22 protein-coding genes are annotated in these 22,184 nt (G+C 70.5%); 9 read left to right on the top strand and 13 right to left on the bottom strand.

Annotation, left to right across the window (positions count from 1 at the left end; all coding sequences use genetic code 11):
• Window position 1 precedes the first annotated feature (1 nt).
• Together VNJ48_RS02870 and VNJ48_RS02865 are read right to left on the bottom strand one after the other, a co-directional pair.
• Window positions 2–802 carry a lysophospholipid acyltransferase family protein gene (locus tag VNJ48_RS02870; protein WP_325598909.1) on the bottom strand — a complete coding sequence of 267 codons (801 nt, stop codon included), beginning with the start codon at window positions 800–802 and terminating at the stop codon, window positions 2–4.
• 116 nt (window positions 803–918) lie between these two features.
• Window positions 919–2,337, bottom strand: a complete 1,419-nt coding sequence (locus VNJ48_RS02865; RefSeq protein WP_325598907.1) for a hypothetical protein — start codon at window positions 2,335–2,337, stop codon at window positions 919–921.
• Between the two features lie 136 nt (window positions 2,338–2,473).
• Between VNJ48_RS02865 and VNJ48_RS02860 the strand changes: the two genes are divergently transcribed.
• Window positions 2,474–2,935 (top strand): hypothetical protein, encoded by a 462-nt coding sequence (locus VNJ48_RS02860; protein ID WP_325598905.1) that lies wholly within the window; start codon window positions 2,474–2,476, stop codon window positions 2,933–2,935.
• A 12-nt stretch (window positions 2,936–2,947) separates the two neighbouring features.
• Here the strand turns inward: VNJ48_RS02860 and VNJ48_RS02855 are convergent, their stop codons facing one another.
• The 4 genes from VNJ48_RS02855 to VNJ48_RS02840 are packed head-to-tail and all read right to left on the bottom strand — an operon-like array spanning window position 2,948 to window position 6,024.
• Window positions 2,948–3,892 (bottom strand): PfkB family carbohydrate kinase, encoded by a 945-nt coding sequence (locus tag VNJ48_RS02855; RefSeq protein WP_325598903.1) that lies wholly within the window; start codon window positions 3,890–3,892, stop codon window positions 2,948–2,950.
• Complete coding sequence (locus VNJ48_RS02850) at window positions 3,889–4,437, bottom strand: cysteine hydrolase family protein (protein WP_325598901.1); 549 nt, start codon at window positions 4,435–4,437, stop codon at window positions 3,889–3,891. The genes VNJ48_RS02855 and VNJ48_RS02850 overlap by 4 nt, the downstream gene beginning before the upstream one ends.
• A 51-nt stretch (window positions 4,438–4,488) precedes the next feature.
• Complete coding sequence (locus VNJ48_RS02845) at window positions 4,489–5,268, bottom strand: pentapeptide repeat-containing protein (RefSeq protein ID WP_325598899.1); 780 nt, start codon at window positions 5,266–5,268, stop codon at window positions 4,489–4,491.
• A gap of 24 nt (window positions 5,269–5,292) precedes the next feature.
• Window positions 5,293–6,024 carry a DUF2786 domain-containing protein gene (locus VNJ48_RS02840; protein WP_325598897.1) on the bottom strand — a complete coding sequence of 244 codons (732 nt, stop codon included), beginning with the start codon at window positions 6,022–6,024 and terminating at the stop codon, window positions 5,293–5,295.
• 63 nt (window positions 6,025–6,087) lie between these two features.
• On the opposite strand from VNJ48_RS02840, the gene VNJ48_RS02835 reads away from it, so the two are divergent.
• Both VNJ48_RS02835 and clpB read left to right on the top strand, forming a co-directional pair.
• Entirely contained in the window at window positions 6,088–7,794 is a 1,707-nt protein-coding gene (locus VNJ48_RS02835) for a bifunctional diguanylate cyclase/phosphodiesterase (RefSeq protein WP_325598895.1), read from the top strand.
• 141 nt (window positions 7,795–7,935) lie between these two features.
• Window positions 7,936–10,518, top strand: coding sequence for an ATP-dependent chaperone ClpB (clpB, locus tag VNJ48_RS02830; protein WP_325598893.1), 2,583 nt, complete (start codon window positions 7,936–7,938; stop codon window positions 10,516–10,518).
• A gap of 246 nt (window positions 10,519–10,764) precedes the next feature.
• Here clpB and VNJ48_RS02825 read toward each other — a convergent pair whose 3' ends face one another.
• Window positions 10,765–11,166 carry a hypothetical protein gene (locus tag VNJ48_RS02825; RefSeq protein WP_325598891.1) on the bottom strand — a complete coding sequence of 134 codons (402 nt, stop codon included), beginning with the start codon at window positions 11,164–11,166 and terminating at the stop codon, window positions 10,765–10,767.
• A gap of 4 nt (window positions 11,167–11,170) precedes the next feature.
• Complete coding sequence (locus VNJ48_RS02820; protein WP_325598889.1) at window positions 11,171–12,595, bottom strand: FAD-binding oxidoreductase; 1,425 nt, start codon at window positions 12,593–12,595, stop codon at window positions 11,171–11,173.
• A 264-nt stretch (window positions 12,596–12,859) separates the two neighbouring features.
• Here VNJ48_RS02820 and VNJ48_RS02815 point away from each other — a divergent pair, with 264 nt between their 5' ends.
• The gene (locus VNJ48_RS02815) at window positions 12,860–13,306 is read left to right on the top strand and encodes a hypothetical protein (protein WP_325598887.1); all 447 of its coding nucleotides are present in this window, start codon (window positions 12,860–12,862) and stop codon (window positions 13,304–13,306) included.
• Between the two features lie 89 nt (window positions 13,307–13,395).
• On the opposite strand, the gene VNJ48_RS02810 is transcribed toward VNJ48_RS02815, so the two are convergent.
• Window positions 13,396–14,535 (bottom strand): CDP-glycerol glycerophosphotransferase family protein, encoded by a 1,140-nt coding sequence (locus VNJ48_RS02810; protein WP_325598885.1) that lies wholly within the window; start codon window positions 14,533–14,535, stop codon window positions 13,396–13,398.
• A 58-nt stretch (window positions 14,536–14,593) separates the two neighbouring features.
• Here VNJ48_RS02810 and VNJ48_RS02805 point away from each other — a divergent pair, with 58 nt between their 5' ends.
• Together VNJ48_RS02805 and VNJ48_RS02800 are read left to right on the top strand one after the other, a co-directional pair.
• Window positions 14,594–15,967 carry an NAD(P)-binding protein gene (locus tag VNJ48_RS02805; protein WP_325598883.1) on the top strand — a complete coding sequence of 458 codons (1,374 nt, stop codon included), beginning with the start codon at window positions 14,594–14,596 and terminating at the stop codon, window positions 15,965–15,967.
• A 32-nt stretch (window positions 15,968–15,999) separates the two neighbouring features.
• Window positions 16,000–16,302, top strand: coding sequence for a DUF1905 domain-containing protein (locus VNJ48_RS02800; RefSeq protein WP_325598881.1), 303 nt, complete (start codon window positions 16,000–16,002; stop codon window positions 16,300–16,302).
• Between the two features lie 6 nt (window positions 16,303–16,308).
• Here VNJ48_RS02800 and VNJ48_RS02795 read toward each other — a convergent pair whose 3' ends face one another.
• Window positions 16,309–17,142: an NAD-dependent epimerase/dehydratase family protein gene (locus VNJ48_RS02795; RefSeq protein ID WP_325598879.1), complete on the bottom strand. Its 834-nt coding sequence runs from the start codon at window positions 17,140–17,142 to the stop codon at window positions 16,309–16,311.
• Between the two features lie 68 nt (window positions 17,143–17,210).
• On the opposite strand from VNJ48_RS02795, the gene VNJ48_RS02790 reads away from it, so the two are divergent.
• Window positions 17,211–17,822, top strand: a complete 612-nt coding sequence (locus VNJ48_RS02790) for a methyltransferase (RefSeq protein WP_325598877.1) — start codon at window positions 17,211–17,213, stop codon at window positions 17,820–17,822.
• Between the two features lie 6 nt (window positions 17,823–17,828).
• On the opposite strand, the gene VNJ48_RS02785 is transcribed toward VNJ48_RS02790, so the two are convergent.
• Entirely contained in the window at window positions 17,829–18,107 is a 279-nt protein-coding gene (locus VNJ48_RS02785; RefSeq protein ID WP_325598875.1) for a CDGSH iron-sulfur domain-containing protein, read from the bottom strand.
• Window positions 18,104–19,081 carry an iron-containing redox enzyme family protein gene (locus tag VNJ48_RS02780; protein WP_325598873.1) on the bottom strand — a complete coding sequence of 326 codons (978 nt, stop codon included), beginning with the start codon at window positions 19,079–19,081 and terminating at the stop codon, window positions 18,104–18,106. The genes VNJ48_RS02785 and VNJ48_RS02780 overlap by 4 nt, the downstream gene beginning before the upstream one ends.
• A 124-nt stretch (window positions 19,082–19,205) precedes the next feature.
• Here VNJ48_RS02780 and VNJ48_RS02775 point away from each other — a divergent pair, with 124 nt between their 5' ends.
• The gene (locus VNJ48_RS02775; RefSeq protein WP_325598872.1) at window positions 19,206–20,246 is read left to right on the top strand and encodes a hypothetical protein; all 1,041 of its coding nucleotides are present in this window, start codon (window positions 19,206–19,208) and stop codon (window positions 20,244–20,246) included.
• 15 nt (window positions 20,247–20,261) lie between these two features.
• On the opposite strand, the gene VNJ48_RS02770 is transcribed toward VNJ48_RS02775, so the two are convergent.
• A complete protein-coding gene (locus tag VNJ48_RS02770; protein WP_325598870.1) occupies window positions 20,262–21,434 on the bottom strand; it encodes a pyridoxal phosphate-dependent aminotransferase in 1,173 nt (390 codons plus the stop codon).
• A gap of 29 nt (window positions 21,435–21,463) precedes the next feature.
• On the opposite strand from VNJ48_RS02770, the gene VNJ48_RS02765 reads away from it, so the two are divergent.
• Window positions 21,464–22,156 (top strand): class E sortase, encoded by a 693-nt coding sequence (locus tag VNJ48_RS02765; RefSeq protein ID WP_325598868.1) that lies wholly within the window; start codon window positions 21,464–21,466, stop codon window positions 22,154–22,156.
• Window positions 22,157–22,184: the final 28 nt, after the last annotated feature.

The raw sequence follows: 22,184 nt of genomic DNA, 5'->3' as shown, positions 1-22,184 counted from the left end.
CTCAGTGGCTTGCGGCCCCGGCTCGTTGGTCCGTAGCGACGAGCACCACGGACTCGGGCACGCCGAGGGGGTACGGCGCAGGCTCGCCGCGCACCTCGGCGACCTGGCCCACCAGCACGGCCATGACCTCGTCGGCGAGCCTCCGGATCAGCTCGTCGTCGAGCTGCTGGTCGGTGGTGACCCCGGCCAGTCGGCGTACGTCGATCGGCTCTCCGACCGCGACCCGCACCATCGGGCGCGCGAACGTGTTGCGCAGCAGTCGGGCGATGAACCGGCTCTTGCCGACGACCTGGTGAGCCCCGACCAGGGCGACCGGGACGATCGGCGCACCCGAGCGCAGCGCCAGCCGGACAGCGCCGGTCTTGCTGCGCTCAGGCCACTGGGCCGGGTCGCGCGTGATCCGGCCCTCGGGGAAGAGTCCGACGGCCTCGCCGGCGGCCAGCGCTGTCGCGGCGACTTCGAGGGCATCTGCGGCTGACGAGGTCCCACGCAGCACCGGGATGAAGCCGAGGCGGCGCAGCACCGGGCCGAGGACGGGGTGGCCGAACACCCCGCCGGTCGCCATCAGGCGGAGCGATCGTCCGAGCTGTCGCCCGACCAGGGCCAGCAGGATGCCGTCGGCGAAGCTGGTGTGGTTGGCGATCACGATCACCGGCCCCTGGGGCAGCTCCCCTCCTCGCGCGGAGCGACGAGTGAACTCGAGGCGACAGACGGAGGTCACCACAGCGCCCAGCAGGCTGGCCAGGACGGCGTACAGAAGCGCGGAGCGGAGGCCCGGCGGACGCCACGACGGAAGGTTCATGCACGCATTGTTGCGGGGCGGCGGCCTCGAGCGCCCGGGTAGGAGTGCTCAGTCTGCGGTGGCCAGGAAGGTGTCGACCTCCGCCGCTGTTGGCGCGCTCGCGTGGTCAATGGGCGTCAGAGCCAGGGGCCCACGGGCTGAGGCACGGGGTAGATGCCGTGATCGCGCACCTGATCGGCATGCTTTTCCAGGGCATCCCTGACCTTGGTGTCGGCGTTGCCGATGTCCTCGGCCCCGAGCTGAAGTGCCTTGGCGGAGTAGATGATTCGCGCCTGCAGATTTTCCAGCAGCTCCTCCAGCAGATTTCGGAGGGCGTGGTAGCACGCGTTGGGGCCGTAGCTCCCGAGGCCGATGCTCGCGTCCCGGTGCAGCGCGGACAGGCTGTCTGCCTGGTTGAGGTGTACAACGGCGACCTTCAGCTCGCCCGCGATGGTGGGGAGGTAGGTCTCGGTGATCTCCCGCACCCGGATCGGCTCGATGATGAGCTCGCTGGGAGCTCCGAGGTCGCTGCCGTCGTCGATGTCGATGAGGGGAGGGGCTGCGAGGTCGAAGGACGCCCGGTCCGCTTGGATCTGTCGAAGGTTGGTCACCAGGTTGTCCTCGAGAATCTGCTCCTCGTTCACGATCTCAGTGGCCAGGCCGTCGAGGACCTCCTCGAACGTGCTCATCACGCCGTCATAGTCAGCCTTGGGTGCGGTGGTCGGGTCCCCCTCGGTAGGCACATTGTCGGTGAGAATGGAGAGTCCCACGGCGCCCACCTTCAGCGCGGTGGCTGCGCCACCGGTGGCGAAGATGCTCGCAGCGGCGGCGGCATAGCCGACCACCTTGAGTGCGACCTCCCAGTCCACGCTGCCGCCCTCGGCCGCGGCGTTGAAGGCAGCGGTGGTGTTCTCGATCAGGTCGGTCACGGTCTGCTGCGCGCCCTCCCAGATCTTCTCCTCCGCGGCCAGGACCCCGCCGAGGATGACAGTGATCGCATGCTGGCCGGCAACGGCCTTGCCGAGCTGGGAGAGGAACTTGGTTTTGAAGGCGGTGATCATGCCGCCGGCCATGGCATCGGAGCTCTCCATGATCAAGGCGATGTTGCCGCCGATCTGGCCGCCCCCGGTGACGGCTCCCTCTGCAGAGACAGTGTCGAGCGACAGCACCCGGTTGGCTTGGCGCATCGATTCCACGAGTGGCGTGACAGCACCTGGATCGGGCAGCCAGGTCCACCGCTCGATGGCCTCGTCGATCCGGTTGCGGATCGTAGCGAAGTCGTCGGCGTACTTTCCCGGCTCATCGTTGTCCGGGCACATCGGGATTCTGGTCTTCGAGTCGCCGCCGCCCTCCCCGTCGGTTCCGGGGCGCGTCACCTCCTTGACGAGGACGAGCCCGGGCGACGTCGCGCTACCGCCGCCGGTTTGGACATGTATGTACTTGTCGCCATCGATTTGGAAGCCGAAGAGGTCGCCCAGACTGTCGCTGCACATGAACGCGTCGATGGCGGCTCGTTTGAGCGGGCCGATCATCTGTTGGAAGTCGTCCGAGGCCATCGTTTGTTCTCCTGGGCTGGTTGGTGAGTGCCGGGGTACTGCCCGCATATACGCCCATCGAAACCAGGTAGCGCCGTCGGGAATGGCGCCTTGGCGCGAGGGTTTCGCCGACGGGGTCTGTGGGTAGGTTGGGCCCGTGACAATGGATCTGAGCGTGCTGTGGGCGTTCGTGCTCGTGTTGATCGCCCTGGCTGTGGTGGGCTGGATGCTGCCGCCGACGCGGAAGTGGCACACCGCCGGGATCGCGACCCTGTGCGTGCTGGGTGTCTTCGCTCTCGGGACAGCGACCGCGGTGACGTGGTCAGCCGCGGTGCTGACCGAGGACGAGCTCTACGACGCCGCGAGGAAAGTGAGCGACCGGACGGCCGGAGCGCCTGGAGACCCGTCCGCGCAGCAGGTGATGGCACTTATCTCCGACGAAGTCGACCGTGACGTCTTCGCGGATTCGGCCGACCGCAACGCCACGGAGACCCGCTACAACGTCACCCCGGTGGGCAAGGACTCGCCCGTTGTCTGCGTCCGCGTCATCGTGTCGGAAGGGACCGCCACAGCCCTGCAGGACTCCTTCCTCGAGGTGGACAGCGGCCCCTGCGAGTGACCTCACGAACGCTCAGTCCGCGGTAGCCAGGAAGGCGTCGACCTCCTCGGCCGTCGGTGCGCTCGTCGGCCCCCGGCGCGTCACCTTGATCGCGGCTGCCGCGTTGGCGCGGCGGCACCCCTCGACCCACGGCGTCCCTGCGGCCACCTCTGCGAGCAGGGCGCCGGTGTGCGTGTCTCCGGCACCGTTGGTGTCGACGGGCGTCTGCGGATGGCCCGGCACCAGGGTGGCCGTGCCGTCAGCCAGCACGGCACACCCTGCGGCACCGTCGCGGACGATCACGACAGCGTCTCCGCGCATCAAGGGTGCGAGCGCCTCGGTCAGGGCGAGGAGCTCGTCACCGTCCGGAGTCGAGCCCACGGCGGCCAGCAGGTCCGCGGACTCCTCCGCGTTGCCGCTCCACACGTCGGTGTGGCGCAGCATCTCCTCCCGCACGTCGGCCTCGAGCGACGCAAAGGCCGCGCCGGGGTCCAGCACGATCACCACGCCTTCATCGAGACTGCCCAGCCACGCGAGCAGGGGCACCCGGGTCGACTCCAGTGCCAGCGAGAACCCGGTGACGCACACGAGGTCCCCGCGCTGGGGCCGCGAGGTGTTGAGCGATTCCACGGAGATGTCGCGCTCCGCGCCGAGCGTGGTGACAAAGGTGCGCTGGGCGCTCGGTTCGATCAGGACGACACAGATGCCGGTGTCCCGTCCCTCCACTGGATCAGCGGACAGGCTGATCCCTTCCGCGGTCAACGCATGGCGGACGAGGTCGCCGTGCGGTCCGGTCCCGTGCGCGCCGGCATGCACACAGGCAGCGCCGAACCGGGCCGCCGCGACGAGCACCGTCACGGCGCCACCGGCGTAGTCGGTCACCGAGCTGGCCATGACGTTCTGGCCGCGCACGGGCAGGTCCGGCACCTCGATCACGACGTCGACCAGGGCCTGTCCGGTGTGGATCACGCGGGTCATGGGCGCACCTCAGCACTGGTGGCGAGGGTGATCTGGGGTGGGTAGAGGGCCATCACGTCGAGTGCGCGTCGGTGGTTCTCGGGGGTGGAGCCCGCGCAGGCGTCGGTCACGACCGTGAGCGTCGCGCCGGCGTCGGCCGCAGCGAGCGCGGTGGAGATGACGCAGCAGTCGGTCGAGACCCCGGTGACCACCAGTCGTGGGGCCGGGCCGGTGATGGCGCTCAGCTCGGGCCCCCACTTGCCGAACGTCGGGGCGCTCAGGACCTGCGCGTCGAGGTCGCGCAACTCGTCGACGACGTCGAAGAGCGGGTCGTCCGCAGGGACGTCGGCGAACGGCCACTCCCGGAGGTATGCCGACCACGACCCGACGGCCGGACGCGGGGCGACCCAGCGGGTGACGATGACCCGTCCCCCGAAGTCGTCGGCCAGGCGGCGTACGGGCGCGACGATCGAGGGAAACATCGGTGAGCCCCACGGGCTGTCGGGATCGGCGAAGATCCGTTGGGGGTCGATGACGACCAACCAGGCATCAGAGGCACTCCACATGGCCTCACCTTTTCACCTACGCGATGACGCCCGCTCCGTCGCGAGGCTGGGTCAGGCCCAGTGGCCGGGGCGGCGGAGGACGAGGGGCAGCTCGGTCGTGGTGTCGCCCCGCATCGCGTTGACCTGTGGCTGGGTCAGGAACAGCGCGTCGGAGAGCCGTGCTCCCCTGACGTCCGCGTCGCGCAGGTCGGCGCCCAGGAGATCGGTGAGGGTGAGGTCCAGTCCGCCCAGGTGAGCGGCGATGAGGACGGCGCCGCGCAGGGTCGCTCCGCGTACGTCGAGCTCGCGCAGGTCCTGTCCGGCCAGGTCGGCACGGGCGAGGTCGAGCCCCGTCCACCCGGACCGGAGTCGCGCGCTGGTGGTCGCCAGCAGTTCACCGACCTCGTCGCGGAGCTCGTCCAGGTTCAAGCCCAGCAGCTGCTCGGGCGGGTGGCTCGTCAGGGCGTTGACCCGGTCGACCAGGGCGCCGGCGGCCCCCGGAAGGTGTCGCTCCACCTCGCTCAGCAGGAACAACATCTCGTGCAGCTGCCGCATCACCGACAGGACGGCCGCCATCTCACCGAGGTTGTCGTGCTCGCGCCACGAGACTCCGGCGTAGGTGACCTGGGAGACCTGTTGACCCGCACCGAAGCACTCGAAGACGGTGCAGCCTGGCCAGCCGTCCTCGCGCAGGGTGGCGTGGATGCCGCAGCCGTCCGAGGCATCGAGGTGGTGGCACGCCGTCCCACCGGCCTTGCTCACCCCGAACCCGGCCTCCCGGGAGAAGGACAGCAGGACGCAGCACAGCCCGAAGCACGAGCCGCAGTCCGAGCTCAGGACGGGAAGGTTCACCGGGCCATCATCTCCCTGGCCGGCTCAGCCGAGTCGCCTGCGCGCAGGTCGGGTGACACCCGGCGTGCGGCCGAGGTCGGCTCGCTGTCCAGCGGCGAGGCCGTCCGCCCCACCGCCTCCGGAGAGGTAGCGCGCCGCCGCCGTACGCAGGCTCGGGTAGGCCTCGGCCGCCGCGCGATCGGCGAGAGCCGCGCGGTCCGCCAGCACGAGCGCTGCCGAGGTGCCGGCCGCCGCGAACCTCGTCTCGGACTCGTGTGCCGCCGTCGCCTCCGCCTCCTGGAGCCGCTGCCCGATCGCTGCTGCGAACCCCAGCCACCAGGTGCGTCGGTAGGCCGCAGGGTGCTCGCCGCGGGGGACTCCGCGACGCGTCAGCTCCCCGGTGCCCTGGACCATCAGGCTGGTCAGGAGCATCTCGCTGAGCACGAGGTCAGTGGTGGCGCCGAAGAGATGCAGCGAGTAGTCGCTCCCGGAGCCGCGTCGCGTCGTGCGCAGGACGGCGCTGCATCGCAAGCCACGGGCGACTGCTGCGCCCAGGCTGCCCTTCTCGACGGCGTACGGCGCCAGCAGCTCGACGGTGAGGTCACCCACCACCTCGCGACCCGGATCGACCGCGGCCAGCAGCGCAGCATCGACGCCGTGGCGGGCCATCAGCTCGGCTGCCTTGGCGTTGAAGGCCTCCGACTCGGCGGTCGTGGCAGCTGGGTCCTCGGCCTGCGCCAGCAGCTTGCGGATCCGCGCGAGCTTGTCCTCGGTCATCTTCTCCCCTCCGATGTGGTCATGCGCCACCCACGGTCCCACGCACTCAGTTACGGTTCAGCAATGGGGAGTCGAGCGCGATTGGTCTTCGCCGTTGTGGCGGGGGTGCTGCTGACGGGTGTCGTCGCGCTCGGGATCGCGCTCACCCTCACGCCACGGTCCGGCACGGGGTCGGAGTGGCTGGCCCTCGGTGCCATGGGGCTGATCGGGCTCGCCTTCGGGCTGGGCGCGAGTTGGCTTGTCTCGCGCCGGTCGGCCGGCCCTGTCGGGAACCCGGTCGAGAGTCCCCTGATCGCTCCCCTCGCCGGACTCCCGGATGCTTCTGCCCCGGCTTCGACCGACCTCGCCGCGTCTGATCTGGCCGCCGAAGACTCGAGCCCGGCCGGCTCCGGTCAGGCTGCCTCTGCCTTGGCCGCCCCTGGCGTGGCCGCCTCTGCGCAAGCTGTCTCTGCGCAGGTCGTGGAGGCCGTGGAGGCCATGGAGGAAGCCAGGGAGGACACGCCTGAGGCCGACGCCCGGATGGAGCAGTGCATCAGGGACGCCCTGGAGCACGACCGGGTCACCTTGGCGTACCAGCCCGTCATCGACCTCACCACCGGCCTGCTCGTGGGAGTGGAGGCCCTGCTCCGGCTCAAGGACGCCGACGGGGCGACGATCGCGCCGTTCGAGGTGATCGGTGTCGCCGAACGGTCGGGACTCATCATCGACCTGGGCTGGCGCGTCCTGCAGCTCGCCGCCCTGCAGGGGGGTGCCTGGCGCGACGACTACAACGTGGTCGTCCCGGTCGCCGTCAACGTCTCCGCGGTGCAGCTCGGCTCAGCCGACTTCCCCACCGATGTCCTCGCCTCCGTCGCCCGGGCAGGCATCCCTGCGCACGGCCTCACCCTCGAGCTGACGGAGTCCGTCATGCTGGGTGGGACGTCGCCCGGCTCCGCGCAGCTCCACCAGCTGCGGGCCGCGGGCTTCGAGCTCGCCATCGACGACTTCGGCACCGGATATGCCTCGTTGTCCTATCTGCACGAGCTGCCGGCGTCCACGCTCAAGATCGACCAGACGTTCGTCAGCGGAGTGCCGGAGGACCGCCGAGCCGTTGCGATCGTGGCCGGCGTCGTGGCGCTCGCCCGTCACTGCGGCATCGCCTGCATCGCCGAGGGGATCGAGACCGAGGAGCAACGCGCCCACCTGGCCCGGTTGGGTGTCCTTGGACAGGGTTACCTCCTGGGCAGGCCCGGCCCTGCACACGCGATCGGCGTCATGATCGAGCAGGGACGCGCAGACCTGGTCCCGTTCATCACCGCGTCCGACGAACCCGGGGCCCCGACCTCCGCTCGGGACCCGGTGACCGGGGCGCTGTGGCGTGACCCGGGGATGAAGGAGCTCGATCGGGAGGTCGTGCGAGCCCGCCGCTCGGAGAACTCGCTGGTGCTGGCCTTCGTGCGGGTCGAGGTCGACGAGTCCGTGGATCAGCGGAGCGCGCACCTGGTGCTGGTCGAGGTCGCAGTCGCGCTGCAGGCCGCTCTCCGCGCCTACGACCTCGTCGTCCGCTACGGCAGCAACGAGCTCGTCTGCGCCGTGGTCGGCAGCCCGCTGCCGGCGCTCGAGGAGCGCCTCAACGCCGTGGTCGAGGAGATGCGGCGCCTGCCGGACTCCCCGACCGTTCTCCTGGGGCTGGCCGAGATGCAGCACGGTGAGACGTTGGAGGCGCTCGTCTCCCGGGTCGACCTGAGGTCAGGTTCGCGCCCCCTGCCCGACGCTGACGCCCGACGCTGACGCCCGACGCTGACGCCCTGACGCCGCCGCCCCACACGTCTCAAAGTTGAGGGGAACCGACTCAACTTCCGGTGCGTTGACCCTGACGAGGCCCACAGTGGGCCACAGTGGGCCACCCGACTCATGGAGGAGATGCGAGACATGAGCCAGTTCGGTGTCGAGAAGTTCACCACCCGGAGCCGCGAGGTCATCGAGGCCGCGCAGCTCAGCGCCACCACTGGTGGCAACACCCAGACCGAGCCCATCCACCTGCTGGTCGCCCTGCTGCGCCAGGAGGGCGGCACCTCCCGCAGCCTCGTCGCCAAGGCCGGCCTCGACGCCGCGGCGCTGACGGCGCGCGCCGAGCGGGCCGTGAGTGCCCTGCCCCAGGCGAGCGGCGCGACGGTCCAGCAACCAGCTGCCAGCGCGGCGCTCACGCGGGTGCTCGGCAAGGCGATCGACCTCGCAGCCAGCATGAAGGACGACTTCGTCGCCACCGAGCACCTCCTCATCGGGCTCGCAGGAGTCGAGTCCAGCGCCCGCACGATCCTCACCGAGGCCGGTCTGTCCGGGGCCGGCCTTCGAGAGGGCTTGACCGCGGTGCGTGGCAACCGTCGCGTGACCAGCAAGGACGCGGAGTCGACGTACGAGAGCCTCGACAAGTTCTCCGTCGATCTCACCCAAGCAGCGCAGGAGGGCCGCCTCGACCCCGTCATCGGCCGGGACAACGAGATCCGCCGCGTGATCCAGGTGCTCAGTCGGCGTACCAAGAACAACCCCGTCCTCATCGGCGAGCCCGGTGTGGGCAAGACCGCCGTGGCCGAGGGCCTCGCGCAACGCATCGTCGACGGCGACGTGCCCGACTCCCTCAAGGGACGTCGGCTGCTCAGCCTCGACCTGGCGGCGATGGTGGCCGGGGCGAAGTACCGCGGCGAGTTCGAGGAGCGGCTCAAGGCCGTGCTCGAGGAGATCAAGGACGCCGGCGGGCAGATCATCACCTTCATCGACGAGCTGCACACGGTGGTCGGGGCCGGCGCGGGCGGGGACTCCGCGATGGACGCCGGCAACATGCTCAAGCCGATGCTCGCGCGCGGCGAGCTGCACATGATCGGTGCGACGACCCTCGACGAATACCGCGAGCGGATCGAGAAGGACCCCGCGCTCGAACGCCGGTTCCAGCAGGTCTTCGTCGGCGAACCGAGCGTCGAGGACACGATCCAGATCCTGCGCGGCATCCAGGAGAAGTACGAGGCTCACCACGGTGTGCGCATCACCGACGCGGCGCTCGTCGCGGCGGCCACGCTGAGTGATCGCTACATCACCGGGCGCCAGCTGCCCGACAAGGCGATCGACCTGATCGACGAGGCGAGCTCGCGGCTGCGGATGGAGCACGAGTCCAGTCCCGAGGAGATCGACCAGCTGCGTCGCCAGGTGGATCGCCTGAAGATGGAGCAGTTCGCCCTCGAGCGGGAGACCGACGCCGCGTCCCAGGAGCGACTGTCCGGGTTGTTGGCCGACCTCGCCGACAAGGAGGAGGAGCTCCGCGGTCTCGAGGCGCGCTGGGAGCGGGAGAAGTCCACGCTGGAGGGTGAGGGCGAGCTCCGCCGGCAGCTCGACGGGCTGCGGATCGAGGCCGACAAGCTGTTGCGTGAGGGCGACCTCGCCGGGGCGAGCAGGATCAACTACGAGTCGATCCCTGCGCTGGAGAAGCAGATCGCGGCGGCCGAGTCCTCCGAGGAGGAGCTCACCGAGAAGCTCGTCGGTGACGAGGTCGGGCCTGAGCAGATCGCTGACGTGGTCGAGGCCTGGACGGGGATCCCGACCGGCCGGCTGCTGCAGGGTGAGGGTGCCAAGCTGCTCGAGATGGAGTCGGTGATCGGCGCCAGGTTGATCGGGCAGCGCGACGCCGTACAAGCCGTGAGTGACGCCGTACGCCGCTCGCGGGCCGGCATCTCGGACCCGAACCGCCCGACCGGCTCGTTCCTCTTCCTGGGGCCCACCGGCACCGGCAAGACCGAGCTGGCGAAGTCCTTGGCCGACTTCCTCTTCGACGACGAGCGGGCGATCGTCCGCGTCGACATGAGCGAGTACTCCGAGAAGCACTCGGTCTCGCGACTCGTCGGCGCACCGCCCGGCTACGTCGGCTACGACGAGGGTGGCCAGCTGACTGAAGCCGTCCGGCGCCGTCCCTACAGCGTCGTCCTGCTCGACGAGGTGGAGAAGGCGCACCCGGAGGTCTTCGACATCCTGCTGCAGGTGCTCGACGACGGTCGGCTGACCGACGGCCAGGGCCGCACCGTCGACTTCCGCAACACGTTGCTGGTCCTGACCAGCAACCTCGGCTCGATGTACCTCGTGGATCCCACGCTGGACCCCTCGGCGAAGCACGAAGCCGTGATGGGTGTCGTGCGCTCCTCGTTCAAGCCCGAGTTCCTCAACCGGCTCGACGACGTGGTGATGTTCGATGCCCTCAGCAAGGACGACCTGGCGCAGATCGTCGACCTCCAGCTCGCGCTGCTGGAGCAGCGGCTGGCGGTGCGGCGGATCACGATCACCGTGACCGACGCTGCCCGCGCCTGGCTGGCGGACACCGGCTACGACCCGGCGTACGGCGCCCGCCCACTTCGACGGCTGATCCAGACGGCCATCGGCGACCCCCTCGCGCGCATGCTCATCGGTGGCGAGGTCACCGACGGCGGCACCGTGAAGGTCGACGTGGGGGAGACCGGGCTCGCCCTCAGCTGAGGTCAGGCGCGCCTGGTTTCCGGTGAAGGTGGCGGAAACCCCGCGAAGTCCCGCTCTGGGTTGCGGTCCTTGTACCGAGCGATTCGGTGGTGGAAGCGGCCGGGTAGCAGCAGATTCGCTCGGAAGCCGGGGATCGTGGAGGGATGGCCATCGTCGCGACCCTCATGTGGCTCGCGCACGCGTTCGCGGTGGTGGTCAGCGACAGTCTGCGCCGGGGCGGTCCTCTGTGGCTGAGGCCCCGACTTGTCAGTCGCGGGGCGTACGCCGCAGCCAACCGCCGCCGAAGAGTGCGCCGAGCACCAGCACGGGCTGGAAGAACAGCCGGATCAGCCGCGCGCGGTCGGTGTCGAGACCGAAGGCGTCGACGCCCTCGGCGTACTGAGCGATGTTGCCCGGGAAGATGGCCACGAAGAACGCCGCGAGCAGGCCCCCGACGAGTCGCTGGTGCCGCGGCAGGGCGACGAACGCTGCGCCCAGGCCGATCTCGACGACGCCGGAGGCGATGACGGTGAAGTCCTCGTCGAGCGGGAACCATGACGGCACCTGGGCCCGGAACTCCTCACGGTGGGTCGTCAGGTGCAGGACACCCGCACCCACCATCGCGGCGCCGAGACCCAGTCGGACGACCGTGCGTGCCGCAGAGCTCATGGCGTCACTCTAGGGGGAGCACCTTGCCGGGGTTCATCAGTCCGGCCGGGTCGAGGGCCTGCTTCACCGCGCGCATGAGCGACACCTCGACCTCGCTCTTGTATGCCGCAGCAGCGGCCGCCTTCCCGGAGCCGAGACCGTGCTCGGCGCTGATGGAGCCGCCCAGCTCGACGGTGAGGTCGTGCACGATCCTCGACAGCTCGTCGCTGCGCCCCATGAATGCCGCCCCGTCCAGCCTCTCGGGTCGGCTCAGGTTGTAGTGCAGGTTGCCGTCGCCGACGTGGCCGTAGATGACCGGGCGGATCCCCGGCACAGCACCCTCGAGGGCCGCTGCGAGGCGGGTGACGAGGTCGTCCAGCGAGGCGATCGGCACCGACACGTCGTGCTTGATCGTCGGACCGAGCGACTCCTGGGCCTCCGAGATCCGTTCGCGCAGCGACCACAGTCCGGCACGTTGGGCCGGGGATCCCGCGACCGCCGCGTCCAGGACGAGACCGGCCTCGACCGCTGCTCCGAGGGCCCGCTCGAGGTCGTCGTCGACGCTGGCACCCGCGGGTCCGGCCAGCTCGATCAGACCGAACCACTCGGCGTCGGAGGAGAGCGGGTCCTGCAGGCCCGCCCGCGTCTCCTTGGCGGAGTGGAGCACGAGCTCGAGCGCCGGGCGGGCGATCAGCTCCCAGGTGGTGAGCCGCTCGGCGGCGTACTCACGCAACAGGGGGAGCAAGGACGCAGCGGCCGTCACGGACGGGAGAGCGACCCAGGCCGTGGCGCGCGCAGGTGTGGCGGGCTGGAGGGTGAGGACCGCTGCGGTGACGATGCCGAGCGTCCCTTCCGCGCCGATGAACAGCTGCGTCAGGTCGTAGCCGGTGTTGTCCTTGCGCAGCGACCGCAGGCCGTCCCAGACGCGCCCGTCCGGCAGCACGACCTCGAGCCCCAGCACCTGGCTGCGCATCATCCCGTAGCGCAGGACGGCGGTGCCGCCGGCGTTGGTGGCGATGTTGCCGCCGATCGTGCAGCTGCCCTCAGAGCCCAGCGACAGCGGGAACAGCCGGTCGACCTCGGCCGCGGCGGCGTGCACGTCGGCCAGGACGCAGCCGGCCTCGACGGTGATGGTCCCGCCGACGGCGTCGGTCTCGCGGACCGAGCGCATCCGTCCCAGCGAGACCACGACCTGCGAGCCGTCGTCGGACGGGACGGCGCCGCCGCTCATCCCGGTGTTGCCACCCTGGGGCACGACCGCGACCCCGGCTCCGTGCGTCAGGCGCACCACCGCGGCCACCTCGGCGGTGCTGCCGGGACGCACCACGGCGAGCGGGGTGCCGCGATAGGCCCCGCGCCAGTCCGTGTCGTACGCCGCAAGGTCGGCCGGGTCCGTCAGCACATGATCGGCGCCGACGACGGAGCGCAGGTCGGTCAGCAGGTCGGGCACTGCATCTCCTCGTCGGGACGGCCGGGCATCGGGGTCGGCAAGGACATCCTGCCCGGATGACCCCGACGGTGCTGGATCGTCCCCCGTCTGGTGCCGGGGATCCAGCACTGTCTGTTCGAGATCTGAGCAACTCAGCGGGTCCGATGAAGGGCAGCTAGGAGGAGGCATGTCGCAGACCGCGCCACCAGCGACTTTGAGGCAGGATGCGCATCCGGCACATCGTCCGACTCGGAGACTTTGGCGCTACCAACACCCGGGAGAACCATGCCCGTCTGGATCATCGGACTTCTGTATTTCCTGCTGGCCGTGGGCGTGTTCGTTGCCTTGGTGCAGAACATCTTCGAGTTCTCGAGCTTTCGTCGGGCCAACATCCACGGCATCTTCGTTGTGACTGTGGTGCTTGGTGGACTCATTGCCCTTCTTGACGTGATGGTGGACGGCGACGAGACCGACGATCTCGCCGCACTGATCGTGGGGTTCGGCCTGCCGAGCCTTCGTCACCTGGCTCGATCGCGGGTAGCACAGGCGGCGCTCCCCCGAGCCAGCCGTCTGATCCGCTTCCTGGCAGGGCCAGGCATTCATGTGGTCGCCGCGCTCGCAGCCGCTTCGCTGGCGACGAGCGACGTGGGGGCTTCCGGAATCTTCTTCATCGCCTACCTGCTCGTCATCGCCGACGAACGTCTTCGTCCGCCGCTCTGCTGCTCTCCGTGATCGACTTTGGTCACTCCGAAGGGATCGTGCAGTGACCAACTCGTAGTACGCGAGACCCGGCGCCCCGTGAAATGGCGCCTGCGCTCCGCTCAGGCCGTGATGGCGTCGCCGTGCAGCTTGGCGTTGACCAACTGGTCCCGCAGCCGCACGAGCTCGCCGACCGCATCGAGGAACCTGGTCGTGCTGTCTCCGACCTGGACACCGCCGAAGTAGTAGTGCCGCATCGCGAGCCGGTCGAGGTGCAGCTCGTCGTGCCGGAGCCGGGTGGACAGCAGCTCGGTCAGCCCGCTCACCGTCGACTCGTCGATGACGTCGGCGCAGCGGCTGACCGGCACCTCGTCCCGGAAACGGTCGCCGTCACGGTGCCGGTCCGTGATGACGATCGGCTTGTCCGTGCACAGGTAGAGCCAGTCGAGGCCCACCGAGGACACGTCGGTGACCATCGCGTCGCAGTCGGGCATGACGGCCAGGATGTCGCCGGTCACCACGGACGTGTGCCCTGCTTCGGGCTCGCGAGCGGCTGCGGCGGCGACGAGGTCGAGGATCTCGACGTGGCCCGCCCGGATCGCCGGCGTGGGGCTGGTGCTCACCTTCGGGTGCGGCTTGTAGACGACGCGCACGTCCTCGATCGCCAGGATGCGGCGTACGACCTCGGGGCCGATGGTGTCGACGGACGTGTAGTCGTTGTACTCCGCATCGCCCTCCCACGTGGGGGCATAGAGGACGGTACGCCGGGGGCTCGGCGTGATGATGCGATCGGGTCGCAGGTCCAGCTGGGGCCGACCGATGCGCACCAGTCGGGACGCGTCGAAGTCCAGCAACCCGTCGAGATAGCGGCGCACGGCGGCCTCGCCGGCGACGAAGACGCGGTCGTAGGCCTTGGAGTTGTTGCTGGCCATGCTCTGCTTGTCGCTCTCGCCGTGGTTGATGTGCACGTGGAGCTTCCGGCCGTCGACGAGCGACTGGAAGTTCAGCGGGGAGTTGTTGCAGTAGAGGACGACCTTCGCGTCGAGCGCGGCATACAGCTCGGTCAGCTCGGGGAAGCCCACGACCAGGTGGACCGGAAGGCTCGTGCGGCGGCGGACGATCCCGGCGACCTCGGCGTCGCGGACCACGATCGCGACGTGGTGGTGCGCGTGCAGGACCTCGAGGGCCTCCAGCCACTGGATCAGCTGGTAGCTCCGCGTGGGGTCGTCTGCGTAGTACGCAAGGACGTGGGCGTCGTTCACACAAGGATTCTAGTGTGCGCTGTCCACCCGGCTCACTGAAACGTGTCACCGTGTGCCCATGACCCGGACGATCGACGCCGACTACCTCGTGGTGGGCGCCGGCGCGACCGGGATGGCCTTCACCGATGCCCTGATCGACCACTCGGACGCACGCGTCGCCCTCGTCGACCGCCGGCACGGCGTCGGCGGACACTGGCTGGGCGCCTATCCGTTCGTCCAGCTTCACCAGGCGTCGGCGTTCTACGGCGTCGCGTCGAGGCTGCTGGGCGGTGGCAGGCTGCAGGAGAGCGGACCCGAGGCGGGGCTCCATGAGCGCGCTCATCAGGCGGAGATCACGGCGTACTACGCGGACCAGCTCGACCGGATGGTCAGCACGGGCCGGGTCGAGTTCCACCCCCACAGCGACTACGACGGTGATCGCGCCGTCGTCTCGCGCACGTCCGGCGGGCGCCTCGTCGTCCCCGACTCGTGCCGCATCGTCAACGCCCACCACCTCGCCCCGCGCATCCCGGCGGAGACGCCGCCGCCGTTCGCGGTGGGCGACGACGCTCGCGTCGTGCCGGTCAACGACCTCGTGCAGCTGGCGGACGCGCCCAGCGAATACGTCGTCGTCGGCTCCGGCAAGACCGCGACCGACGCGTGCATCTGGCTGCTCGGGCAAGGGGTCGACCCGGACGCGATCTGCTGGGTGCGACCGCGCGAGCCCTGGATGTTGAACCGAGCCAAGGTCCAGCCCGATCCCGCGGTCTTCCTGGGCATGGCAGCGGACGTGATGCAGTCGGCGTCGGAGGCGAGGTCGCTCGACGACCTGTTCCTCCGTCTGGAGGCCGCCGACGTCATGATGCGGATCGATCGGTCGGTCCAGCCGACGATGGCCAAGGCGCCCACCCTGGCGCGCTGGGAGCTCGACCAGCTGAGGACGCTGGAAAACGTCGTACGCCGTGGGCGCATCACCTCGGTCGAGCGCGGCCAGCTGCGCTTCGCCGACAGCTCGGTCGCCGTCGCGCCCGACGTTGTGGTGGTCCACTGTGCGGCCGACGGACTGTTGAACCCGCCCCTCGTGCCGGTCTGGCGGGCCGACGACATCACGCTGCAGCCCATCAGGTCCGGCTTCCCGTGCTTCGGAGCAGCTCTCGTGGGGTACGTCGAGGCGACCCGCACCGACGACGCCGAGAAGAACGGGCTCTGCCCGCCGTCGCCGTACGGCAACTCGATGGAGCAGTGGGCGAACATGACCGTCCTCGGCACCAGGGCCGCGATGTCCTTCTCGGCCGAGCCCGACATCAAGCAGTGGGCCGACGGAGTCGCCCTCAACCCGGCCCGTGTGCCGCCCGGTCATCCCGACTCAGTGGCGCTGGACGAGGCGCGCGAGCGACTGGCCGCGCACACGCAGGCCGGGCTGGCACGGCTCGCCGAGCTTGCTGCCGGCTGAGGCTGTCGGTGCCGGGTGCGACGATCCTCCGCATGGCCGAGCACGTCTTTCACGCGCAGATCTGGGAGCACTCGCCGCAGGAGCCCGGGTCGTGGCACTTCTGCACGCTGCCGGTCGATGTCGCCGACGACGTGTCGATCGAGGCAGGGCCGCGCGGCGGCTTCGGGAGCGTCCGCGTCGAGGTGTCGATCGGGTCCTCCACCTGGCGGACGTCGCTCTTCCCGGACTCGAAGGCCGGCTCCTTCGTGCTGCCGCTCAAGAAGCAGGTCAGACGCGCCAACGATCTCCATGCCGGTGACACCTGCGAGGTCCGGCTCGAGGTGCAGCCGTCGTAGGCCGGCTCAGTGCGCCGTGGGCCGCACGTCGGCATACCCCTCGCGATAGCTGGGTCGCGACGGCTCCCAGCCGGTGGAGCGGAGCCGCGCGTTGGACAGACGCTTGCCGTGGCCACGTGCGGGGTCGGCGGCAGGGGGCGTGGGTGCGCCGAGACGAGCTGCGAGGAACCCCGCGACGTCGCCGAGCTGAGCAGGTGCGTCGTCGGTGCCGAGGTAGAGCCGGTCGGGGGGTTCGGGGCGCGTGAGCAGGTGCACGACCGCGGCAGCGGCGTCGTCGCGGTGGATGCGGTTGGTCCAGCGGTGCGGGTCGTCGATCCGACCCTCGCGCACCCGGTCCAGCAGCCGGGTGCTGGCGCCGCCGTACAACCCCGACAGGCGCAGCACGGTGCCGGCGGGCAGCCGCTCCGCGAACAGCTCCTCGGCGGCCACGAGCATCCGGCCGGGCCCGTCGGCGGGACTCGGAGGCGTGCTCTCGTCCTGGAGGGGCGGCCCGTCGCTGGCTCCGTGGACGGCCGTCGAGGAGACCAGGACGGCCCGCTCCGGCAGCCGTCCGTCACCCGCGAGCGCATCGAGGGCACGAGCCATTCCTTCGACGTACGTCGCCCGGTAGGCCTCCTCGCTGCGCGGTCGTGCCGTGAGTGCCACCACTAGGAGTCGGGGTCGGGCGTCCTGCAGGTCGGGTGACTCCCGCGTCAGGTCCACCGACAGGCCGCGCAGCTGTGGTGGCACACGGTCGGCGTTGCGGCGTAGCGCGAGGACGTCGAGCCCACGCTCCGCGAGTCGCAGACCGACCGCTGATCCGAGGTCTCCACAGCCGACGAGCAGGACGTCCGGGGTCACGCCACGACCGTACTCGCGACCACCCGGGGGGCCACCCAGCCCACCCCGGGCTGGCGATACTGGGGTCCATGACCTCGTCGATGCCCTTCGGATCCCTGACCATCGAGTTCGACGAGCACGTGCTGGAACCGCGGCCCTGGGTGCTCCTGCAGTCGCAGTGGGCAGCCGAGCACCTCGACACGGCACCGCCCGGACGGGTGCTCGAGCTGTGCACGGGGGCGGGGCACATCGGGCTGGCGGCGCTGATCGGCAACGAGCGCGAGCTCGTGGCGGTGGACGCGGATCCGGACGCCTGCGAGTGGGCACGTCGCAACGCGGAGGCAAACGGACTGGGCGGGCGGGTGGAGGTGCGGCACCTCCGGTTGGAGGAGGCCGTGGGTCCGGACGAGTCCTTCGTGCTCGTCATCGCCGACCCGCCGTGGGTGCCGCGCGCCGAGGTGGCTCGCTTCCCCGAGGACCCCGTCCTGGCGATCGACGGGGGCGCCGACGGCCTCGACGTCGCTCGCGCATGTCTCGAGGTGGCTGCGCGGGCGCTGGTCCCCGGCGGCTCGCTGCTCCTCCAGCTGGGCACCGACGACCAGGCTCGCGCCCTCGACGACGAGCGGTTCGTGGAGGTCGACCGGCGTCGCGGGGAACGCGGGATCGTGGTGCGTCTCGACCTCGAGGCCGACCCTGGATAGGTACGGCTAGGTGCTGCTGCGGGCTCCGTCGGCGATCAGCTTGTGGGTGCCGTCGCACCACGGGGCCCGGGAGGTGCGCCCGCACCGGCACACAGCGCTCACGGGCCGGGTCGTGGCGTGCTGGGTGCCGTCCGCGTCCTCGATGATGGCCCGGCCCCGCACCAGCATCGGCCCGTCGGGGCACAGCACGATGTCCGCCCTGGTCTCGGGTGCAGTTTCCAGGGTGGTCTCAGGTGTGGTCTCTGCCGTGGGCTCGAGGCTGGTCTCGGTCTCCGGGAGGTTCATGCGACCTCCCACCGGTCCAGCAGAGCGGTCGCCGTCCGCGCCTCGAGGTCCAGGCAGGTCCACGCGCCGAACAGCACGTCCTCGGCAAGATCGGGCTCGCGTGCAACGAGGCCACCGCAGATGTCGCGCAGCGCGACCTGCTCGTGCACCGCGTCGGCCTCCACGTGCTCCTCGTAGTAGGCCTGGATCTCCTGGGGCAGCTCCAGCCGGGCGAGGCCTTGTGCCAGCTGTCGGGACGGGACCGAGCTGGTCGCCTCGAAGGCCGCGAAATGACCGAGGGCTGCTCCTCGCAGTCGCCGGTGCATGCCGAACATCGAGCCGGCGTTGTTCTGTTCGAGGACCTCGGTGATCGCCTCGTCGGCGTACTGTCCCGGCTCCGCGCTCAGGCCGCAGGCGACGATGCCTCGAGCGAACAGGTCGTGGTGGAGCCGCTGCGGGTCGCCGGTGCCGTATTCGTCGAACTGCACCTCCACCAGAGCGGCCTTCGCCCGCCCGCCCGGCAGGCGAGGGACGACCCACGCCGTCGGGTCCGCCTCCTTGAGGTGGTAGATGGACCGCTGCCGCAGCAGCTCCAGCGCCTGCTCGCGAGACCCGTGCCGCTGGAGGTGTCGGGCCAGGGAGGGTCCGTCGTCCGCGGCGATCAGTCCGGCCAGGTCGGCGACGAAGTCGGTTGTCCGCTCGATGGTCGGGAAACGCTTGCGCAGCCGCTGCTCCAGCCCGCCCTCGAGGCGCCACCGCAGCGCCAGCAGGTCGGGGTGCCACTCCCACCGCTCGTCCACGTCGGTGAACCCGCGGTAGCTGAGCTCGTGCAGGACCCACAGGGACAGGGCCTCGTCCGCCAGGTCGGAAGCGTCGGAGGAGCCGTCGCCGGGCCCGCCGTCCGGCCACGCGGGAAGCCGCTCGACGAAGTTGCCGGCCAAGCTCTGGACCAGGACCTCGCTCACCGGACCGCGGGGAAGTGGGAGGGAAGCCATGGCCCCATTCTCACAGGGGAGCGGTGGCGGGGTTACCTCCCTGAGTGGGTGACGTACGCGCCTGGAGGCACGCAGTTCGTGAGGCGAATGAGCGCTCCAACCACCTCGATGGTGGAATGACGGCGTGAGCACCACGACCGCGCGTCCGCGCCAGACCACGATGGCCGGCGTCATGGTGATGCTCGGCGCCACCTTCGTGGTGCTCTCGGTGTGGGACAGGGTCTCCCGGCTGCGCTCCCTCGAGACCCGCGAGGGGATCGAGAGGTTTCTCGCCGACGACGGCCCCGGCAGCGGGCTCGAGGTCTCGGTCGAGTCGATGACCCAGACGCTGCACGTCGTCGCGCTCGTCTCTGCCGCCTGCGCCGTCGCCGCGGTCGCTCTCGGCTGGCAGGTGCTGCAGCGGAGCACCGGCGCGCGCATCGCGTTGTCGGTGGTGGCGGTGCCGCTGTTCCTCACCGGCCTCTTCGCGGGCGCGTTCGCGTCGGCGCTGGTGGCCGCTGCGACCGCGTTCCTGTGGCTCTCACCGTCCCGGGAGTGGTTCGCAGGGCTGCCGCTCCCCGAGCAGGGTGGCCCGCGTCAGCCGTCTCGCATGCAGGTGTGGGAGCAGACGTCCAACCAGGGCTCGCAGGGCAGTGCCGGTCGGGACGACAAGCCGACTCCCGTGCTCGGTCCGGGCGAGAGCTCCTCGGCGGCAGGGTCGACGGGCTGGTCGGTCTCGGCCGGTGCGTCGGACGCACGGCCCGGTCCCGTCACCGTCGCGCTCGTGCTGACCGTCGTCTTTGCCAGCGTGATGTTCCTCAACGCGCTGGTGGAGATGGTGCTCCTGGCCACGCAACCGGAGATGGCCCTGGAGGCTTTCCGTGAACAGCCGAACCCCTTCGTCGACGACGGTCAGTTCTCTGACTCGCTCCTGACAGGAGCGACCTACGTCTCCGGCGCCCTGGTCATGATCTGGTCGGGTCTGGCCATCACTCTCGCCGTCTTGATGGCCCGGCGCCGCGCCTGGGCCGCACGCGCACTGATGGTCTGCGCCGGCGTCTGCGCAGCCGTGTGCTTCGTCGCGGGCCTGGCGTCACCGTTGATCCTGCTCCCGGGCATCGCCGCCGCAGCGACGGTGAGCTGCCTGCGCCGTCCCGACGTGCGCGCGTGGTTCGACGCCGGCTGAGGGCCGCTGAGGCCGTCAGGTCGTCAGGTCGGCGGCCGCCAGTCGGCGTACACCGTCGGTGATGAGGTCGGGCTGCTTGCAGAACGCCCAGCGCACGAGGTGCCGCCCGGCGTCGGAGTCGTAGAAGGCCTGGTTGGGGATCGCCACCACACCCGCCCGTTCGGGCAGGGCCAGGCAGAACGCGCGTCCGTCCTCCCAGCCGAGGTGGCTGATGTCGGTCGTCGCGAAGTAGGTCCCCTCGGGCACCCGGGCAGCAAGTCCGGCCTCGGCGAGTCCGGTGACGAGCAGGTCGCGCCGCGACTGGAGCGATCGCGCGAGCTCGCGTGGCCAGTCCGGCTCGTGGTCGAGGGCGTGCGCAACGGCCGGCTGCAGGGGCGCTCCTGACGTGAAGGTCAGCCACTGCTTCGCCGCCAGGACCGCCGACACCAGCGCGGCCGGGCCGGTGGCCCACCCGACCTTCCACCCGGTGAAGGAGTAGCTCTTGCCGGCGCTCGACAGCGTGAGCGTGCGCTCCCACATGCCCGGCAGGGTCGCGAGCGGGACGTGCCCCTCTGCTGACGTCGCGTCGTCGAAGACGAGGTGCTCGTAGACCTCGTCGGTGATCACGACCAGGTCGTGTTCGATCGCGACGTCCGCGACGGCCTGCAGCTCTGCTCGCGTCAGGACCGTGCCGGTCGGGTTGTGCGGTGTGTTGATCAGCATGGCTCGGGTGCGCGGACCCACGGCTGCGCGCAGGGCGTCGACGTCGAGGCGGAAGTCGGGCGCCTGCAGCGTCACCGGTCGGCGTACGGCGCCGCACATCTCGATCATCGCGAGGTAGGAGTCGTAGTAGGGCTCCAGCACGACGACCTCGTCCCCGGGGTTGACGAGCCCGAGCAGGGCGGCAGCGATGCCCTCGGTGCAACCGGTGGTGACGCAGACCTCGCGGTCGGGGTCGACCTCGAGCTCGTAGTGGCGATGCTGGTGACGGGCGATCGCCTGCCGCAGGTCCGGGATGCCGATCCCGGGGGCGTACTGATTGGCGCCGCGTTCCAGCGCCTCCACCGCAGCCGCGATCACCGAGGGCGGGCCGTCCACGTCGGGGAAGCCCTGGCCCAGGTTGATCGAGCCGGTCCGGACGGCCAGTGCGGACATCTCGGAGAAGACGGTCGGGGGGATCGAGCGGAGCCGTGCTGCGATCGTCTGCATGCCGCCGAGGGTAGTGCGAGACTCGGACGATGCCTCCCCCTCGTGCTGCGGCCCGGCTCGTGCGCGGGGGCGTGGCGCTCATCCTGGCGGGGCTGGGCGTCGCCACGTGGGTCGGCTGGCAGCTGTTCGGGAGCACGTGGGCGTCCGAGCGCACCCATCGCGCCCTGGTCGAGGACGTGCGGGAGTCCTGGGACGCAGAGACCGGGCGGGGGGCGGACGCGGAGGCGCCCGGCGCGGCGGACGCACTGGAGACCGACCACGGAGACGTGAGCGCCATCGTCCGCATCCCGGCGTTCGGTGAGGACTACGAGGTCCCCGTCCTCGAGGGCACCTCCGACGAGGCCCTGTCCGCCGGCTTCGGTCGCTTCGAGGAGGCCGAGGACCCCGGCGCCGTGGGCAACTTCGCCCTCGCTGCGCACCGGATCACCCACGGCGAGCCCCTGGCCGACATGCCCGCACTGGAGGCGGGGGACGAGGTCGTGATCGAGACCTCCCGGGCGACGTACACCTATGTCCTCGACACCGGCGGGGATGACCTCGAGGTCCCCTTCACGGCTGACTGGGTGCTGGCCGACCTGCCCCGGAACCCCGACGGCGACGTCCAGCCGGCACAGGAGCCAGGGGCGCGGCTGCTGACGCTGACCACCTGCTCCGAGCTGTTCAACACCGACGGTCGGCTGGTGGCGTTCGGGCACCTCGAGCGGACAGTCCGGCGCCGGTGAATGGGGGCGCCGAGTGCGGGCTGACTAG

The organism is Nocardioides sp., from assembly GCF_035576065.1.
Taxonomy (GTDB): Bacteria; Actinomycetota; Actinomycetes; order Propionibacteriales; family Nocardioidaceae; genus Nocardioides.
Note: the sequence above shows the minus strand (reverse complement) of the source record. Positions and strands in the feature narration are given on the sequence as shown.

What these genes read in the sequence shown, in the direction of transcription:
- VNJ48_RS02870 (WP_325598909.1), bottom strand. Translation starts at nt 802, where the DNA reads ATGAACCTTCCGTCGTGGCGTCCGCCGGGCCTCCGCTCCGCGCTTCTG.
- VNJ48_RS02865 (WP_325598907.1), bottom strand. Translation starts at nt 2,337, where the DNA reads ATGGCCTCGGACGACTTCCAACAGATGATCGGCCCGCTCAAACGAGCC.
- VNJ48_RS02855 (WP_325598903.1), bottom strand. Translation starts at nt 3,892, where the DNA reads ATGACCCGCGTGATCCACACCGGACAGGCCCTGGTCGACGTCGTGATC.
- VNJ48_RS02850 (WP_325598901.1), bottom strand. Translation starts at nt 4,437, where the DNA reads ATGTGGAGTGCCTCTGATGCCTGGTTGGTCGTCATCGACCCCCAACGG.
- VNJ48_RS02840 (WP_325598897.1), bottom strand. Translation starts at nt 6,024, where the DNA reads ATGACCGAGGACAAGCTCGCGCGGATCCGCAAGCTGCTGGCGCAGGCC.
- VNJ48_RS02835 (WP_325598895.1), top strand. Translation starts at nt 6,088, where the DNA reads ATGGGGAGTCGAGCGCGATTGGTCTTCGCCGTTGTGGCGGGGGTGCTG.
- clpB (WP_325598893.1), top strand. Translation starts at nt 7,936, where the DNA reads ATGAGCCAGTTCGGTGTCGAGAAGTTCACCACCCGGAGCCGCGAGGTC.
- VNJ48_RS02825 (WP_325598891.1), bottom strand. Translation starts at nt 11,166, where the DNA reads ATGAGCTCTGCGGCACGCACGGTCGTCCGACTGGGTCTCGGCGCCGCG.
- VNJ48_RS02815 (WP_325598887.1), top strand. Translation starts at nt 12,860, where the DNA reads ATGCCCGTCTGGATCATCGGACTTCTGTATTTCCTGCTGGCCGTGGGC.
- VNJ48_RS02805 (WP_325598883.1), top strand. Translation starts at nt 14,594, where the DNA reads ATGACCCGGACGATCGACGCCGACTACCTCGTGGTGGGCGCCGGCGCG.
- VNJ48_RS02800 (WP_325598881.1), top strand. Translation starts at nt 16,000, where the DNA reads ATGGCCGAGCACGTCTTTCACGCGCAGATCTGGGAGCACTCGCCGCAG.
- VNJ48_RS02790 (WP_325598877.1), top strand. Translation starts at nt 17,211, where the DNA reads ATGACCTCGTCGATGCCCTTCGGATCCCTGACCATCGAGTTCGACGAG.
- VNJ48_RS02785 (WP_325598875.1), bottom strand. Translation starts at nt 18,107, where the DNA reads ATGAACCTCCCGGAGACCGAGACCAGCCTCGAGCCCACGGCAGAGACC.
- VNJ48_RS02780 (WP_325598873.1), bottom strand. Translation starts at nt 19,081, where the DNA reads ATGGCTTCCCTCCCACTTCCCCGCGGTCCGGTGAGCGAGGTCCTGGTC.
- VNJ48_RS02770 (WP_325598870.1), bottom strand. Translation starts at nt 21,434, where the DNA reads ATGCAGACGATCGCAGCACGGCTCCGCTCGATCCCCCCGACCGTCTTC.
- VNJ48_RS02765 (WP_325598868.1), top strand. Translation starts at nt 21,464, where the DNA reads ATGCCTCCCCCTCGTGCTGCGGCCCGGCTCGTGCGCGGGGGCGTGGCG.